The organism is Rhodococcus sp. IEGM 1354 (assembly GCF_030056855.1).
Taxonomy (GTDB): Bacteria; Actinomycetota; Actinomycetes; order Mycobacteriales; family Mycobacteriaceae; genus Rhodococcoides.
In genome coordinates this window covers 140,650-155,864 of record NZ_JASHKT010000004.1, presented here as the reverse complement: position 1 = coordinate 155,864, position 15,215 = coordinate 140,650, and the positions used below count along the sequence as shown (strand labels likewise).

At 65.1% G+C, this 15,215-nt stretch carries 17 protein-coding genes and 1 riboswitch; of the genes, 3 read left to right on the top strand and 14 right to left on the bottom strand.

What is annotated here, in order from left to right:
- Positions 1-3 precede the first annotated feature (3 nt).
- The 12 genes from gcvP to idi form a co-directional block, all read right to left on the bottom strand.
- The gene (gcvP, locus tag QM588_RS10495; protein WP_283313075.1) at positions 4-2,856 is read right to left on the bottom strand and encodes an aminomethyl-transferring glycine dehydrogenase; all 2,853 of its coding nucleotides are present in this window, start codon (positions 2,854-2,856) and stop codon (positions 4-6) included.
- Positions 2,857-3,049: 193 nt separating this feature from the next.
- Positions 3,050-3,147: riboswitch (glycine riboswitch) on the bottom strand.
- A gap of 12 nt (positions 3,148-3,159) precedes the next feature.
- On the bottom strand, positions 3,160-3,699 hold the full coding sequence (locus QM588_RS10490) for a MerR family transcriptional regulator (RefSeq protein ID WP_157226114.1): 540 nt from the start codon (positions 3,697-3,699) through the stop codon (positions 3,160-3,162).
- Positions 3,700-4,112: 413 nt separating this feature from the next.
- Complete coding sequence (locus tag QM588_RS10485) at positions 4,113-4,586, bottom strand: bifunctional nuclease family protein (RefSeq protein ID WP_283313072.1); 474 nt, start codon at positions 4,584-4,586, stop codon at positions 4,113-4,115.
- A 97-nt stretch (positions 4,587-4,683) separates the two neighbouring features.
- On the bottom strand, positions 4,684-5,421 hold the full coding sequence (gene ftsR / locus QM588_RS10480; RefSeq protein WP_027497167.1) for a transcriptional regulator FtsR: 738 nt from the start codon (positions 5,419-5,421) through the stop codon (positions 4,684-4,686).
- Positions 5,418-5,915: an oxoglutarate dehydrogenase inhibitor Odhl gene (odhI, locus tag QM588_RS10475; protein ID WP_283313069.1), complete on the bottom strand. Its 498-nt coding sequence runs from the start codon at positions 5,913-5,915 to the stop codon at positions 5,418-5,420. Before odhI ends, ftsR begins: the two co-directional genes overlap by 4 nt.
- A gap of 229 nt (positions 5,916-6,144) precedes the next feature.
- Positions 6,145-6,549 carry a glycine cleavage system protein GcvH gene (gene gcvH / locus QM588_RS10470; protein WP_027497169.1) on the bottom strand — a complete coding sequence of 135 codons (405 nt, stop codon included), beginning with the start codon at positions 6,547-6,549 and terminating at the stop codon, positions 6,145-6,147.
- A 41-nt stretch (positions 6,550-6,590) separates the two neighbouring features.
- Positions 6,591-7,322 carry a DUF881 domain-containing protein gene (locus QM588_RS10465; protein ID WP_283313066.1) on the bottom strand — a complete coding sequence of 244 codons (732 nt, stop codon included), beginning with the start codon at positions 7,320-7,322 and terminating at the stop codon, positions 6,591-6,593.
- A gap of 3 nt (positions 7,323-7,325) precedes the next feature.
- Positions 7,326-7,649, bottom strand: coding sequence for a DUF1290 domain-containing protein (locus tag QM588_RS10460; protein ID WP_205912519.1), 324 nt, complete (start codon positions 7,647-7,649; stop codon positions 7,326-7,328).
- A gap of 113 nt (positions 7,650-7,762) precedes the next feature.
- Positions 7,763-8,617: a DUF881 domain-containing protein gene (locus QM588_RS10455; RefSeq protein WP_283313063.1), complete on the bottom strand. Its 855-nt coding sequence runs from the start codon at positions 8,615-8,617 to the stop codon at positions 7,763-7,765.
- Positions 8,618-8,619: 2 nt separating this feature from the next.
- On the bottom strand, positions 8,620-9,225 hold the full coding sequence (locus tag QM588_RS10450; protein WP_283313061.1) for a CDP-alcohol phosphatidyltransferase family protein: 606 nt from the start codon (positions 9,223-9,225) through the stop codon (positions 8,620-8,622).
- 67 nt (positions 9,226-9,292) lie between these two features.
- Positions 9,293-9,919: an NUDIX hydrolase gene (locus tag QM588_RS10445; protein ID WP_442972892.1), complete on the bottom strand. Its 627-nt coding sequence runs from the start codon at positions 9,917-9,919 to the stop codon at positions 9,293-9,295.
- A gap of 24 nt (positions 9,920-9,943) precedes the next feature.
- Positions 9,944-10,552, bottom strand: a complete 609-nt coding sequence (idi, locus tag QM588_RS10440; RefSeq protein ID WP_283313058.1) for an isopentenyl-diphosphate Delta-isomerase — start codon at positions 10,550-10,552, stop codon at positions 9,944-9,946.
- Positions 10,553-10,596: 44 nt separating this feature from the next.
- Between idi and QM588_RS10435 the strand changes: the two genes are divergently transcribed.
- The 3 genes from QM588_RS10435 to QM588_RS10425 all read left to right on the top strand — a co-directional run bounded on the left by QM588_RS10435 (position 10,597) and on the right by QM588_RS10425 (position 12,376).
- Entirely contained in the window at positions 10,597-10,758 is a 162-nt protein-coding gene (locus QM588_RS10435) for a hypothetical protein (RefSeq protein ID WP_283313056.1), read from the top strand.
- Between the two features lie 104 nt (positions 10,759-10,862).
- The gene (locus QM588_RS10430) at positions 10,863-11,117 is read left to right on the top strand and encodes a hypothetical protein (protein ID WP_027497175.1); all 255 of its coding nucleotides are present in this window, start codon (positions 10,863-10,865) and stop codon (positions 11,115-11,117) included.
- Entirely contained in the window at positions 11,114-12,376 is a 1,263-nt protein-coding gene (locus QM588_RS10425; protein WP_283313053.1) for a cupin domain-containing protein, read from the top strand. The genes QM588_RS10430 and QM588_RS10425 overlap by 4 nt, the downstream gene beginning before the upstream one ends.
- A 15-nt stretch (positions 12,377-12,391) precedes the next feature.
- Here the strand turns inward: QM588_RS10425 and QM588_RS10420 are convergent, their stop codons facing one another.
- Complete coding sequence (locus QM588_RS10420; RefSeq protein WP_027497177.1) at positions 12,392-13,153, bottom strand: SDR family NAD(P)-dependent oxidoreductase; 762 nt, start codon at positions 13,151-13,153, stop codon at positions 12,392-12,394.
- Positions 13,154-13,187: 34 nt separating this feature from the next.
- Positions 13,188-14,984, bottom strand: coding sequence for an acyl-CoA dehydrogenase (locus QM588_RS10415; protein WP_283313050.1), 1,797 nt, complete (start codon positions 14,982-14,984; stop codon positions 13,188-13,190).
- Positions 14,985-15,215 lie beyond the last annotated feature (231 nt).

Below are 15,215 nucleotides of genomic sequence, written 5' to 3'. Positions count from 1 at the left end.
CAATCAGGCGAACGCCTCGATCGGCGGGCAGGAACACACCAGATTGCGGTCGCCGTGCGCGCCGTCGATCCGCCGGACGGCGGGCCACACCTTCGGTCGGTCGTAGCCTGCGGGGTACGCCGCGAGTTCCCGTGAGTACGGGTGGTTCCAGTCTGCGACAAGGCATTGCGCGGTGTGCGGAGCACCGCGCAGCGGGTTGTCCTCTGCGGTCCACTCGCCGGAGCCGACGCGGTCGATCTCCCGGCGGATGGAGATCATCGCGTCGCAGAATGCATCGATCTCTTCCAGATTCTCGCTCTCGGTCGGCTCGACCATCAAGGTCCCCGGCACCGGGAAGCTCATCGTGGGCGCGTGAAAGCCGTAGTCCGCCAGTCTCTTCGCCACGTCGTCGACGGTGACCCCGGTGTCCTTCGTCAGACCTCGCAGATCGAGGATGCACTCGTGCGCCACCATGCCGTTGTCGCCGGTGTAGAGAACGGGGAAGTACTCGTCGAGGCGGCGGGCGATGTAGTTGGCCGACGCAATGGCGGTCAAGGTCGCCCGGCGCAACCCCTGCGCACCCATCATCGCGATGTATGCCCACGTGATCGTCAGGATCGACGCGCTTCCGTACGGCGCGCCCGCAACGGTCGGTCCGTCGCCCAGTTGCGGTGCCAGCGGGTGGCCGGGCAGGTACGGCTGCAGATGCGAACGGACGCCGATGGGGCCGACTCCGGGACCGCCACCGCCGTGCGGGATGCAGAAGGTCTTGTGCAGGTTCAGGTGACTGACGTCTCCGCCGAAACGACCCGGCCGAGCCAACCCGACCAGAGCGTTGAGGTTGGCACCGTCGACGTACACCTGCCCACCCGCGTCGTGCACCGCTGCACAGATATCGGATATCTCGTGCTCGTACACACCGTGGGTGGAGGGGTAGGTGATCATGATGGCGGCGAGGGTGTCGGCGTGCTCTCCGATCTTGGCCCGCAGGTCGTCGACGTCGACGTCGCCGTTCGGCCGGCACGCCACCACGACTACGCGCATCCCGACCATCACCGCGGATGCGGCGTTGGTGCCGTGTGCGCTCGACGGGATCAAGCAGACCGTGCGATCTGTGTCGCCGTTGGCCTGGTGGTAGCGGCGGATCGCGAGCAGTCCCGCGTACTCGCCCTGGCTTCCTGCATTGGGCTGCAGGCTGACTGCGTCGTAACCGGTGATGTCGACGAGCCACTGTTCGAGGTCGGCGATCACCCGGAGTAGTCCGGGAACGTCGGTCGACGGCGCAAACGGGTGTTGGCGCGCGAACTGAGGCCAGGTGATCGACTCCATTTCGGCGGTCGCGTTCAGCTTCATCGTGCACGATCCCAGCGGGATCATACTGCGGTCGAGGGCAATGTCTTTGTCGGACAGGGCCCGAAGGTAGCGCAGCATGGCCGTCTCGGTGCGGTAGCGCGTGAAGGCGGGATGCGTCAGGAAGTCGGAGGTGCGGGCCGAATCGGCCGGGACGGACTCGGCTCCCGGGCCGGCGGGCTCGGCACCGAATGCAGCGAGCACATCGATGATGTGACCCTCCGTGGTTGCCTCGTCACAGGCAATGGCAACGTGATCGTCGTCGACCGGTCGGAGATTGATGCCGCGTTGTTTGGCGGCATCGACAACGGTGTGGGCCGCGCCGGGGACGGCGGCGAGCACGGTGTCGAAGAACTCGGTGTGCACCACGTCGATGCCCGCAGCCTGCAACCCTTCTGCGACGGTTCGAGCACGGGTGTTGACACGAAGTGCTATTGCGCGCAGCCCGTCCGCGCCGTGGTAGCTGGCGTACATCGCGGCCACGATGGCCAACAGCACCTGGGCGGTGCAGATGTTGGAGGTCGCCTTCTCGCGGCGGATGTGCTGCTCGCGCGTCTGCAGGGCCAGGCGGTAGGCCCGGTGTCCGTCTGCATCGACGGACACTCCCACCAACCGCCCGGGCAGCTGGCGCGAGTGGCCGGACCGCACTGCAAGATAACCGGCATGCGGACCGCCGTACCCCATCGGAACCCCGAAGCGCTGGGTGGTTCCGAAGCAGACGTCGGCACCTATTTCGCCGGGCGCGGTCACCAGGGTGGCGGCCAACAGATCGACCCCGACAGCAACCAGCGCACCACGCTCGTGTGCGGCCTCGATCGTGGCGGTGTGATCCACCAGTCGTCCTGACGCTCCCGGCAGCTGCGCCAGCACTCCGAAGAAGTCGCCCTCGGGCAGGCCGTCGGCGAGGTCGGCGTACACCAGCTCTATCCCGAGCGGTTCGGCGCGCGTGGCGAGGACGGCTTTGGTCTGAGGGAAGATATCCGAATCGACGACGAGGCGGGGCGACTTCGAGCCTCGATTGGAGCGACGCATGAGCGTCATGGATTCGGCTGCGGCAGTGGACTCGTCGAGCATGGAGGCATTAGCGACATCCATACCGGTCAGGTCCGCCACCATGGTCTGAAAATTGAGCAGTGCCTCGAGTCGGCCTTGACTGATCTCGGGCTGATAGGGGGTGTAGGCGGTGTACCAGGCCGGATTCTCCAGGATGCCGCGCGTGAGCACCGGAGGCGTCAGGGTGTCGTAGTAGCCCAGGCCGATCATCGAGGTTGCCACTGTGTTTCGGCCGGCGAGATCGGCCAGCGCAGCCAGCGCATCGTGCTCGCTCAGAGCAGCCGGCAGTGTCGCCAGACCATCGGGAACCCCGTCGACGACGGTATCGAGAATGGACTCGGGAACAGCCTTGCGGGCCAGCTCGTCGAGGCTGTCGACACCGATTGCATCGAGAATGCGTGCCAGTTCGGTGGTGTCGGGGCCGATGTGTCTGTCGACGAAAGCCGATGCGGTCGAAGTGATTCGGTCGGTCACGGTCTACTCCCAGGGGTCCCAAGACAAGGCGTCGGACGGCCGGGGCATACGCGCCGACCGCTCCTCCCCCTCTGTCGTGTGCTCGCTGACGCGTGCGCCTGAGAGATTCGGTACAACACGGCGCGCTGACGTGCGCGCACCGGCACCTTTCCCCTTGGGCGGGTGGGTTCTCCCACCACTTTCCAGAGTTGTCGAAGCCCACACGGTCCGTGTGCCTGAGAGATTGACGGGGAGGTATTGCTCCTTCGGCGTCCGAGACTGGATGCCTCGGAACTCTCCCGCGCAGGCGCGACGGTGAGAAGTCTAGCCGGTCTTACGACTCGCGCGATTCTTCCGCCGGGACGCCAGTTCGTCTTCGGGGCTCGGCTGGCTCTCTCCGCCGTCTGCTCGCTCGGCCGGAAAGTCGGCGATGGTGCCGGTGAGCTCGCGCATCGCGCCGTTGACGGCGATACCGAAGACGCCCTGCCCGCCCTGCAGCAGGTCGACTACTTCCTCGGCCGAAGTGCACTCGTAGACGGTGGTGCCGTCGGAGAACAGGGTGATGTTTGCGAGGTCGCCGACGCCACGCTGGCGCAGGTGATCCACGGCGACGCGGATGTTCTGCAACGAAATTCCGGTGTCGAGTAGGCGCTTGACGATTTTGAGAACCAGCATGTCCTTGAACGAGTACAGCCGCTGACTGCCCGAACCCGCTGCGCCTCGGATGGACGGTACGACCAGGCCCGTACGAGCCCAGTAGTCGAGTTGCCGATAGGTGATGCCGGCAATCTGGCAGGCACTGGGTACGCGGTATCCGACGAGTTCGTCGGGTACCGAATCGTCGGGGAACAGACCGGGTTGAATGTCCTGCGGCTGTGCGGCAGGGCGATTCGACGCCTCGTCGGGGGTCTCGACCCGAGCATCGGCTACGGACGCGTCCTCTGTCCGGCTTGCGGCGTCGGATTCTCGACTGCCGTGATGCTGCTGCGGCTGATCTCCCACTGACTGCTCCCTCTCGGATGTCTCACTGCGTTCGGATCCAGTCAGTACTGGGATCCGTCCGAAGCGCGCCTGAACGCCTCGGTGTACTCGCGTGAAGTCATACCGCGTACCAGGGCCAGACTACGCCTCGGCGGCAACCGACGAGGCGTGAACTGCGTCGGTACGAACTGCGCCGGCGATGAACTTCACTGGCACGAACGTTATGGGGGCGATCGACCAGATTCAACGCAACGCGCCGTAAACCTGAACCTAAAGTTGAGGTTGAGACTATTCCGTTACCCGTCGGTGGCCTTGAAGTCGTCCGGCGACACCGATTCGAGGAATTCCTTGAACTTCTCCACCTCGTCCTCACGCTCGTCCGGCATCAGCAGGCCGGCCTCGGCGAGCACCGGCTCCTCCGCATAGATCGGAACTCCGGCACGTAACGCGATGGCGACCGAATCCGACGGCCTCGCCGACACGCGGATGTTCTTGTCGAAGACGAGATCGGCGTAGAAGGTGCCTTCCTGGAGGTCCACGATGCGCACCTCCTTGAGCTCGTGCCCCAACGCAGAGATCAGGTTCTTCACCAGATCGTGCGTCAACGGCCGAGCCGGCTGCACACCTTGCTGCTCCAAAGCTATTGCGGCAGCTTCGGTTTGGCCGATCCAAATCGGGAGGTACCTATCTCCGTCGGATTCACGCAGCAGCAACACGGGCTGGTTCTGCGGCTGTTCGACACGAATACCGACCACACGCATTTCACTCATCGTGTCCACCTCACACCTCGAGAAATCTTCGCTGGTCGTCGCTGGTCCAGCTCACCAGAACCGAGTCTATTGGAATCCGAACCGGCGCGAGCGATCCTCACCGGTCGAGCGCACCACGCACCGCTGCTTTGACCAGACACGTGTGCAAGGTCAACGACAGAGCCGCCAATTCCCGGATCATCTCTTCGGCACGATCACGTGCACCGGCATCGCGCCCCTTGGCGACCGGCCCGGCGATCTGAGCGACGAGACCCGCCTCGCGGTCCGCTGCGAGCTTGAACGCTCGGAGGTGGCGAACCTCGAGCCCGAACTGCAACATCGCGTGCGCCGTACGAGCGAGCGTGACGGCACCGTCGTCGTAGAAACCGGCCTGCCCGGGCGTGATCAGGCCGCTGCGTAGCAACTCGGTCAGGAAGGCGTCGTCGATGCCGGCCTGAGCCAGTAGATCTGCCTTGCTGATGCGGACCTCGCGATCGGGCAGGAACTCCTCCGGCGAGACTTCACCGGCCGCGATCGTCAGCGACCGCGGGCGCTTGACCGAGGCGTCTGCTCTCTCGACAGTTGCAACACCGTGGTCGATCGCTTCGAGTTGTTCCTTGATCACCTTGAGCGGTAAGTACTGATCACGCTGGGCGGTGAGCACGAACCGCAGCCGTTCGCAGTCCGCGATCGAGAAACGCCGATAGCCCGACGGAGTGCGCTCAGGAGAGATCAGACCCTCGGCTTCGAGGAATCTGATCTTCGAGATGGTCACGTCGGGAAAGTCGGGCCGGAGTCGATCGAGGACGGAGCCAATCGACATCCCCCCGCTGGACTGCTGCCCGACGGCGGTCACTGGCTTCCTGCACCCGCAGACGACTCGCCGACTGCAGTTCCGTTGCCGCCACGCGGCCCGGTGAGGAAGACCAGGCGGAACTTGCCGATCTGCACCTCGTCACCGTTGGCCAGCACGGCGGAGTCGACCGGCTCGCGGTTGACGTAGGTTCCGTTGAGGCTGCCCACGTCGACGACCTGGAAGTCGTCCTCGTCCTGGCGGAATTCTGCATGTCGACGACTCACGGTGACGTCGTCGAGGAAGATGTCGCTGTCGGGGTGACGGCCGGCCGACGTGGTCGGCTGGTCGAGCAGGAATCGGGATCCGGCGTTGGGACCACGCTTGACGACGAGCAGGGCAGCTCCGACAGGCAAGCCCTCGACACCCGATACCGGAGCTTCGGTGCTCTGGGCGGTAGCGGAATTGTCCAGCTCCTGGAGGAAATCAGCGCGGAAGACCGAGGTGGTCTCGGCCGGCGACTCCCCGTAGTTGCTGTCGTTGTCGTTCTGGCTCACCGTTACTCCTTCTCAGTCCGTTGACCCGGGCAACGTTCACCTCGGGTAACGCAGTACATGGTCTTCACTTCTGGTTCTGCTGGCGTTCGGTGGTGCGTTTCGGTTCCTCGGTGCGTGGCGGACCACTCACCATGCGCGACCTTCGCCCCGACAGGCTGTTCGCTCGGTGTCGACCGTACCCTGCGCACCGAGGACCTGTGGTCGGTTGGCCGGTGTGTACGGCCCTTCGTCACTCAGCTGTGATGAGAGCATATCCGGCGGCATCGAGCATGGGTGCCAGCGCCGCGTCCAATGCCTCCGAGGATGCGACCTCGAGCTCGATCAACCACCCACCGGTGTACGGCCCCGAGTTCACCTTCTCGGGTTCGGAATCCAGATCTTCGTTCACGGCAACGACTTTGGCTGTGAGCGGACTGAACACGTCGGACACGCTCTTGGTCGATTCCACTTCACCGAGAGACTCGCCCGCGGTGACGCTGTCACCGATCGCCGGAAGCTGAACGAACACGACGTCGCCCAACTGCGTCTGGGCATAATCGGTGATGCCGATTCGAACCGTCGCAGGCCCCGTCCGCTGCACCCACTCGTGCTCGGGGGTGTACAGCAGATCAGCTGGTGTGTCGATGTCGCTCAACGCGGCATTCCCTTCCATCGTGGCCCGGGGCGAGCGGGCGATCAGTTTCCGGGCTGAGCGTATTGACGTGGGCGCGGATCTCGCAAGGCGGAGACCGTGACCTGGTCCGATCGCTCCACTCGCGAGCTCGCCCCGTTGCGGGCGACCGTGTCGATCACCCCTCCCGGAATGTTCAACGCCGATTCCAGAGTCGCCGGATCCCCGATGGCCGTGAAGGTGTAGGGAGCGCGTAGTTCTCGGCCGTCCACCACTACTCGGCCGGCCGGTCCGGCCATCCACGAATCGACACCGATGCGGACCGCGACCCCACCACCGTCGATCTGCAACGCCTCGGCACCGGCGGCCCGCAGCTCCTGCAACGCGTCGAGCAGAACCTCTGCTCCGACGCCGGCGTCGGTGTCGTCGATCGTCAACGTGACGCCGGGTCCTCGGGCCGCCACGGTGCCGATCTGAATGGACAACGCGGACAGTCGTTCCTGGGCTTCCGCCACCGCGGCGTCCGACCCGGAACCGGACTGCTGGAGAGTGGCGAGCGTGCCCTGAAGCGCGCTGATCTCGTCGCGGATCGACGCCTCGCGTCGCGTCAGGGAGTCCAACACCACCAACAGGTCCTCGGGCCGCGAATTCTCCAGATTGCCCGACGTGCTCGTTTCGCGCACCTGTGTCGCGATTCCGATTCCGAGGGCACACATCAACACGAGAGCGAGAATGCCGAACCACGTGCGCTGTCCACGTCGGGTGCGCCGACCGTGCCGTCCGTTGCCTGCGTTCATCGGTCAGGCACCGAAAAGCCGTCGGCGCAACGCAGCGGCGTTGCCGAAGATGCGTATACCGAGCACGACGACGATGGCGGTGGACAGTTGCGTTCCGACTCCGAGCTGGTCGCCGAGCCACACGATGAGCGCCGCGACGAGGACGTTGAAGACGAAGGACACGACGAACACCTTGGCGTCGAAAATGCCGTCGAGAAAGGCGCGCACGCCGCCGAACACTGCATCGATAGCGGCCACGACGGCGATCGGCAGGTATGGGGCGACGACTGCTGGAACTCGAGGCCCGGCGACGAGACCGATCACGACTCCGACGACGAGCGCGACCAATGCTGCGAGCGCGAATCCGGCGCGGCCGGTCGCGGCGGGCTCGGTGCCGCCGGGCACCTCGGGACCGGGGCTGCCGGTGTCGGATGGCTCGACGTCCGGGACGTCACCCGCCGTCATCGTGGGGCCACCTCCTTCGCCTCGAACGACTCCCTGGCGACGGCCGGCCCGAACTCGAGATCGGTGGCAGGCCGCACCGAGAAACCGACACCGTAGAGCTGAGCGACCGTGCTCATGCGCAGGTATGCATCGCTGACGGCGAACTGCACCTGAATGCGCTGCGGTGGACCGATCGCATCGATGTCGTAGGGCGAGGTGATCGGGCGATTGTCGAGCAGCATCGCGCCGCCTGCCTGTCTGATCGTCACGTTCGGCCCGACTCGACTGCCGTCGACGGACACCGCTTCGGCGCCGCTGGCCCACAAGGAGTTGACGACGGCAGCGATGTCGCGGTCGAGAACGGTTGCGCCGGAACCGGTACGGATCGATCTGTCGGATGCACCGCCTGCGGCAGGTTCTGTCACCACGACCGACAAGCCGGGACCGGTCACCGAGTCGATACCGGCGGCCGACTCGACCGCATCGAGGCGGTTCAGAAGCTCGCTTCCGGCAGCATCGGACTGGAGTGCGCGGTCACGCTCGGTCGATACCTGCGCAGCGAGTTCGTCTCTCGTGACGTCCAGTTCGGCTTCACGCTCCTGGGCAGCACGCACCGCAGCAGAGGCGTCGGCGCTGGCCCGGTCGATCTCCGCCGCATCCGAGGCCAGCTGCGACATCGCGACCCCGAAAACCACCCCGACAGCGACGGCACCGGTGATCAGCCAGAGGACAGGCGGCACTCTCGGAGTACGCACGTGGTGCGCCGACCGTTCGACGGCAGCGGCTGCGTAACCCGGATCGAGGTGATCCGTCAACAGCGATGTGAGCAGTGACGGAGTCGGGTTCCTCTTCGGTCGTGCTGGGGACTGCACCGTCACCTGCCCGGTGCGGAGGTGGGCGCGATCGCACGCGCGAGGGCCACTGCCTTGCCGAGGTACAACGCACCGGTCCACGTGTACAGCACCGTCCCCCAGATCAGGAGCGCGTAACCGAGGGGCCCTGCGGCGTCGGCCACGGAACCGGTGCCCACGGAGACCAACAGCACCGGCAGCGCGATCATGACCACGAACGTGGCGGCCTTCCCGAGATAGATCACGTCCGGAGGCGGGAGGGAGCGACGTCGGTAGACGAACATGGTGAGGCCGAGAACCGCGTCTCGCCCGATCAGGATGGCAGCGACCCACCACGGGATGATTCCGCGCACCACGAATGCGACCAGCGTGCTGACGACGTACAGGCGATCGACGAGCGGGTCGAGAATCGCCCCCAGCCGCGACGACTGCCCGAGCAGGCGCGCGAGTTTTCCGTCGAGCCAGTCGGTGCCGCCGCTGACGAGCAGAATGACCAGCGCCCAGCCGTCTGCCTGGGGGCCGAGCAGAAGAAACAAGAAGAGCGGAACGCCGGCGAGTCGCACGGCACTGAGCAGGTTGGGAACAGTTGCGATCCGATCGGTTACCTCGAGTTCGCTCTTGTCCGTCACCGCTCACCTCCTGTCGCCTCGGGCGTCGTGGCAGCCGGCGCGAGTACGCCGGCGGTTCGAGGCCACGTTAGCGCCACGCGAACACCGGCTGCTCGAAGTCCGCGACCCGGGTGTGTCGACCGCGAAGGACGACTTCACGAAACTGGTGCACGATCGCACCCGTGGGAGCATGGATGGCACCGGTTCGGAACGGCCACCGGACGACGGGTCGGGGCGACTCGGGGATCGTGACGAATTCCGCATCGACATCGAGTTCTGCCTGGGTCACTTCGAACACTTCGGCCACCTCGTCGGCACTGGGCTGCAGCGATGACGAGTACTCGCCCACCCACACCACGAACGGTGTGATGACGTAACCCGAACGGGTGACGTAATCGTCGAGGCGCCCGAGTACTTCATCCGGGTCGGTACGAATGCCTAACTCTTCCTGGAGTTCACGCAGGCAGGCCTGTGCCGGGGTTTCGCCCGGATCGACTCCGCCACCAGGTAGCGCGTACTGACCCGGGTGAGCGCGCAGTCGGCTCGGCCGTCTGGTCAACAGCAGGCGACGGTCTCCGCGCTCCCCGCCGACAGCAAGGGCAACAGCTGCGTGGCGCAGACCGTCGGCATCGGCTGTCCGAAACTCGAAGTGGCCGAGTGCACGCTCCATCGAGTCGCGACCGAGGTAGTCGCTCGACTCGTCGCTACGCGCCATGAGCACCGACCGATTCGGTTGCCGTCACGCGGGATCCGCGAGACGCGCGGCCGGAGGAAGGAGCTCGTCGGCGGACGCGGGCCAGGCCAGTGCATGCTCGGCCAACCCGGCCAATTGCTCCACTTGTGTTCGACACCAAGGCGATACATCGATTCGGTCTGCGAGCACGTCGGCCGAGAATTCGGCCCAGGACACCCACCGCGTTTCGTCGACCTCGTCAGGATCCGGGTCGAGTGTCGCGTCGTCGCCGACCGTCACCCGGTAGACGGGGCAGATCTCGTTCTCGACTATCCCGTTGTCCATCACAGCGCGATACCGAAAATGCGGCAGCACCAGTTCCGCGGACCGCGCCTGCAGACCCAGCTCCTCACCGATGCGTCGGAGCACTGCGGACTCCAGGTTCTCGCCGGGGGCTGGATGTCCACAACAACTGTTCGTCAGCACGCCGGGCCACGTCGTCTTGCTCGACGCCCGTCGCGTGAGCAGCACTGCACCGTCCTCACGCACCACGTAGCTGGAGAACGCCAGGTGCAGCGGGGTCTGTTCGGTGTGCACTGTGGTCTTGTCCTGGGTGCCGACGGCGCGGCCTTCGTCGTCGAGCAGCACCACGTGCTGCGCAGGGGATCGATCCATCGTTCCATGCTCCCACGGACGGGCAGCCGGTCTAGTGTCGAACCATGGGACAGGACGACAAGGACAAGACAGACGGCGGCACTTCGACCGAACACGACACTGCGGATTCCCCCAAGGGCGGCCGCCCCGGACCGGTGGACGGCGGAGGCGGCGGTGGGATGGCGACGCGGGAGAACGCCCCGGAGATCGCCGACGATTCGGAGTGACATTTTCCGGTGCAGTCGCTGTTTGAATCACGGAGATTGCGTCAATACCCCCGATGTTCCCGCGCTGCGCGAGAGCACGAACCTCCATCAACGGAAGGACCTCGATGAGCATCAACGACGACGACATCACCACCTCAGGCGGATCGGCAGGCGAAGGACCCGCTGACGGCGGATCCAATCCCGGCGGACACGACGGCGGAGCAGACGGCCCGGCCGGAGCAGGCGAAGGACCCGCTGACGGCGGATCGAATCCTGACGGACACGACGGCGGAGCCGACGGCCCAGCGGGCGGCGAAGGCCCGGCCGACGGCGGATCCAACCCCGGCGGACACGACGGCGGTGCGGACGGTTCCGCTTGATCATCGAGTCGAACGACGAGCGCGGATCGGTCAACCGGTCCGCGCTTCGTCGTCTCACCGGAATCGACGCCGCCTCTTTCGCCGAGCGTCACTGGGGCAGAGCACCCAAGTTCACCCGATCTGCCGAACTGTCCGGATCGTTCGAGGATCTGATGACGGTCGATGCGGTCGACGAGTTGATCGCCGAGCGCGGCGTACGCACCCCGTTCGTGCGGATGGCCAAGGACGGCCGCCTGCTGGAGAAGAACAAGTTCACGGGGTCCGGAGGGTTCGGCGCCGAGATCACCGACCAGGTCGATTCCGCGGCGGTTCTGTCGGCCTTCGCGGCCGGCAATACTCTGGTGCTGCAGGGCCTGCATCGCCTGTGGCCGCCCTTGATTGCTTTCACCGGCGAGCTCGTTCGCGAGCTCGGCCACCCGGTACAGGTCAATTCCTACGTCACTCCGGCTGCGTCCCAGGGCTTTTCGCCGCATTACGATGTTCACGACGTATTCGTCGTGCAGATCGCCGGTAGTAAGCGGTGGACAATTCACTCGCCGGTGCATCGCCATCCACTGAACAATCAGCCGTGGTCGGACCGACGAGCAGCAGTGGAACGTCACGCCGACGACTCCCCGGAGTTGGACATCGTGCTCGAGCCCGGTGACGTTCTGTATCTGCCGCGCGGCTGGATCCATTCGGCGCAGGCCTTGGGCGAGACGACGGTGCATCTGACGATAGGTGTCGCGTCGTTCAACGATTACGACATCGCCCATCACACCCTCGGTGCTCTCCAGGACGTCGAGGGACTGCGCGCACCGTTGCCGGCCGGATGGGACCCGACCGACTCCGAGTCCGTTCTCCCCCACGTACGCCGCGTGCTCGGCGACATGCGCCGAGCACTCGACGAGTTGGATCGAGATCCTGAGGCGCTGCATCGGATCACCGAGCGTGTTGCGAGTCGGTACGACGAGCTGGTTCGACCCGAACCGGTGCGCCCCGTTCGCAGTGTGGCCCAGATGGGTGCGCTGCGGGGTCCGGACTCGATTCGACTCAGGGCCGGGGTGATCGCGCGAGTGGTGCGAACCCCCGAGTCCGCGGCTGTCGTGCTGCGCGACAAAACCGTGTCGATGCCGCCTCAGTGCGCCGATGCCCTCGAATTGTTGCTCGGAGGATTGTCGTGCCGGTTGGATTCTCTGCCGGGACTCGACACCGACGACGCGGTCGTCGTCGGTCGCAGGCTCGTGCGCGAAGGCATCGCGGTCATGGCCGGCGAGTAATGGTGACCTCGGCCGTCAGGTGATGGTCACACCGCCGTCCACTGCGATCGTCTGGCCCGTCACGTATCCGCCTGCGTCGGACGCGAGCCAGACCGCGGTGGCGGCCAGTTCTTCGGGGTCACCCTTGCGTCCGAGGATCATTCGGGGAGCCAATGCCTCGAGGTATCCCGGCTGGTAGGAATCGGTCATCTCGCTCTCGAAGAAACCGGGCGCAATAGCGTTGACGCGGATGCCTTTTCGAGCGCCCCACTGTTGCGCGAGGTCACGAGTGAGACCGACGATGGCCGCTTTGCTGGCACTGTAGGCAGCCTGAGGCAGACCGGCGGTGGTGAGCCCCAGAATGCTGGATATGTTCACGATCGAACTTCCGGGCTGCATCACCCGCCCACACGCCTGAGCGGCCCAGTAGGAGCCGTTGAGGTTGATGTCGATGACAGAGCGGAACTGCTCGGGAGTCTCGCGGGTGGCGGGGTACGCCGTGCCGACGCCGGCGTTGTTGATCAGTACGTCCACCTTGCCGAACTCGGCGACGGCGGCCTCGACCATGGCCGTGCACTGGTCGGGATCGACCACATCGGTGGCCACGCTCAGCGAACGCCCACCGACGCTGTCGATCAGTGCGGCGGTCTGTGCCAACTTGTCGACGCGGCGGGCGGCCAGCACCACGTCGGCTCCGGCCTCGGCCGCCGCTTTCGCGAAAGACACTCCCAAACCGGACGATGCGCCCGTGACGATGACGACGCGGCCGTCGAGGCGGAATTTGTCCAAGATCGACATGTTCTGAAATCTCCTTGTATCGGGTGTCTCGTGCTCAGAACCAGGCGGGTGACATATCGAGGGTCGTTCGATCGAGAAGCGCCAGCAGATCGAGCTGTGCATCGACCTTCGGTAACTCGTAGACGAAGAAGTACCGTGCAGCAGAGCGCTTTCCGTCGTAGAAGTCTCCGGTTCGGTCACCCACGGCAAGCAGCTGCTCGAGCCACATCCACGCGATGACCGTGTGGCCCATTGCCTCGAGGTAGGCCGTGGAATTCGCCAACGCCACGGCGGCGTCACCGGTACCCCAGACTGCGGCGGTGACCTCGACGATCCTCGAGAACCTGTTGTTCAGCTCGGTGCCGTACTGCTCGGCCGCTCCCCCGTGAGTCGATACTCGCGTCACGGTCTCGGCGATTCGCTCGGCGAGCAGCGCCAACCCGGCACCGTTCTGCATGACGACCTTGCGGCCGAGTAGGTCCAAGCCCTGAATGCCGTGTGTACCTTCGTGAATGGGGTTGAGCCGGTTGTCGCGGTAGTGCTGTTCCACGTCGTAGTCGCGGGTGTAGCCGTAACCCCCGTGCACCTGAATGGCAAGGCTGTTGGCCTCGAGACACCACTGCGAGGGCCAACTCTTGGCGATCGGTGTCAGTACGTCGAGCAACAGTGTCGATCGAGCTGCGTCGGCGGCGTCCGATGCCGAATCCTGGTGGTCCACCAAACGCGAGCAGTAGAGCCCCAGCGCCAGTGCCCCCTCGACATACGACTTCTGCGCCAACAACATTCGGCGCACGTCGGCGTGCTCGATCAATGCGACCGGAGGCGCGGCCGGATCCTTGGCTCCCAGTGGCCGTCCCTGGGTGCGCGTCTTCGCGTACTCGACGGACTTGAGGTAGCCGACGTAGCCGAGTGCGATCGCCAGGAATCCGACGCCGATCCGGGCCTCGTTCATCATGTGGAACATGTACGACAGACCACGGTTCTCTTCGGCGACGAGATAGCCGACTGCCCCGGCTTTCCCACCGGGAGAATGGGTTCCGTCACCGAACGCGAGCAGAGTGTTGGTGGTACCGCGGTTGCCCATCTTGTGATTGAGCCCGGTCAGCACGATGTCGTTACGTTCGGCAATGCCGCCCTCACCGTTCGGCAGGAACTTGGGAACGATGAACAGCGAGATCCCTTTGACGCCGGGAGGTCCACCCGGTGTCTTCGCCAGAACCAGGTGCACGATGTTCTCGGTCAGTTCGTGATCTCCACCGGAGATCCACATCTTGGTACCGGTGAGCCGGTAGCTGCCGTCGTCCTGCGGCACAGCCTTCGTGGTGATGTCCGCCAGCGACGACCCGGCCTGCGGTTCGGACAGACACATGGTGCCGAACCAACGCCCGTCGATCATGGGCCGCACGTAGTCGCGCACCTGCTCCGGGGTGCCGTAGGTGGCGATCAGATTGGCGTTGGCCATCGTCAGGAACGGATACGAGGACGTTCCAGCATTTGCAGCCTGGAAGAACGCCATGGCAGCACGAGAGACGGTGGCGGGCAACTGCATACCGCCGATCGATTCGTCGAACTGCCCGGCGATCAACCCCGCGGCGCGGTACACGTCGAGAGCGGCCTTGACCTCGGGGATCAGCTCCACCGAACCGTCCCTGTTCATGGTGGGCTCGTGTGCATCGGCCTTCTTGTTGTGCGGGGCGAAATGCTTGTGGGCGATGTCTGCGCTCAGGTCCAGTACCGCATCGAACGTTTCGCGCGAGTGTTCGGCAAAACGTGGCCGCTCCGTCAACGCAACCACATCGAGCCATTCGTACAACAGAAAATCCAGGTCGCGGCGTGAGAGAACGTCCGACATTTCGCTGCTCCGATCGAGAGGGGTGACGCGTGAGCCGACGGCGTGAGCTCTACGAGGGAGCGGCAACCGCGTCGCACGTGACGTGCAACTCACCATACAAGTCAGGTTCGGTCGTTCACATCGAGTACCTACGCCGCCTGGATACACGACGGTTGCCCGGCATAGCAGTACGCGAAAAAGGTTGAAACACAGACATTTCTGGCCAAATGGACTATGAGCAGCGTCACGATT

What these genes read in the sequence shown, in the direction of transcription:
- QM588_RS10430 (WP_027497175.1), top strand. Translation starts at nt 10,863, where the DNA reads ATGAGCATCAACGACGACGACATCACCACCTCAGGCGGATCGGCAGGC.
- QM588_RS10485 (WP_283313072.1), bottom strand. Translation starts at nt 4,586, where the DNA reads ATGAGTGAAATGCGTGTGGTCGGTATTCGTGTCGAACAGCCGCAGAAC.
- QM588_RS10465 (WP_283313066.1), bottom strand. Translation starts at nt 7,322, where the DNA reads ATGAACGCAGGCAACGGACGGCACGGTCGGCGCACCCGACGTGGACAG.
- QM588_RS10435 (WP_283313056.1), top strand. Translation starts at nt 10,597, where the DNA reads ATGGGACAGGACGACAAGGACAAGACAGACGGCGGCACTTCGACCGAA.
- QM588_RS10445 (WP_442972892.1), bottom strand. Translation starts at nt 9,919, where the DNA reads ATGGCGCGTAGCGACGAGTCGAGCGACTACCTCGGTCGCGACTCGATG.
- QM588_RS10420 (WP_027497177.1), bottom strand. Translation starts at nt 13,153, where the DNA reads ATGTCGATCTTGGACAAATTCCGCCTCGACGGCCGCGTCGTCATCGTC.
- QM588_RS10415 (WP_283313050.1), bottom strand. Translation starts at nt 14,984, where the DNA reads ATGTCGGACGTTCTCTCACGCCGCGACCTGGATTTTCTGTTGTACGAA.
- idi (WP_283313058.1), bottom strand. Translation starts at nt 10,552, where the DNA reads ATGGATCGATCCCCTGCGCAGCACGTGGTGCTGCTCGACGACGAAGGC.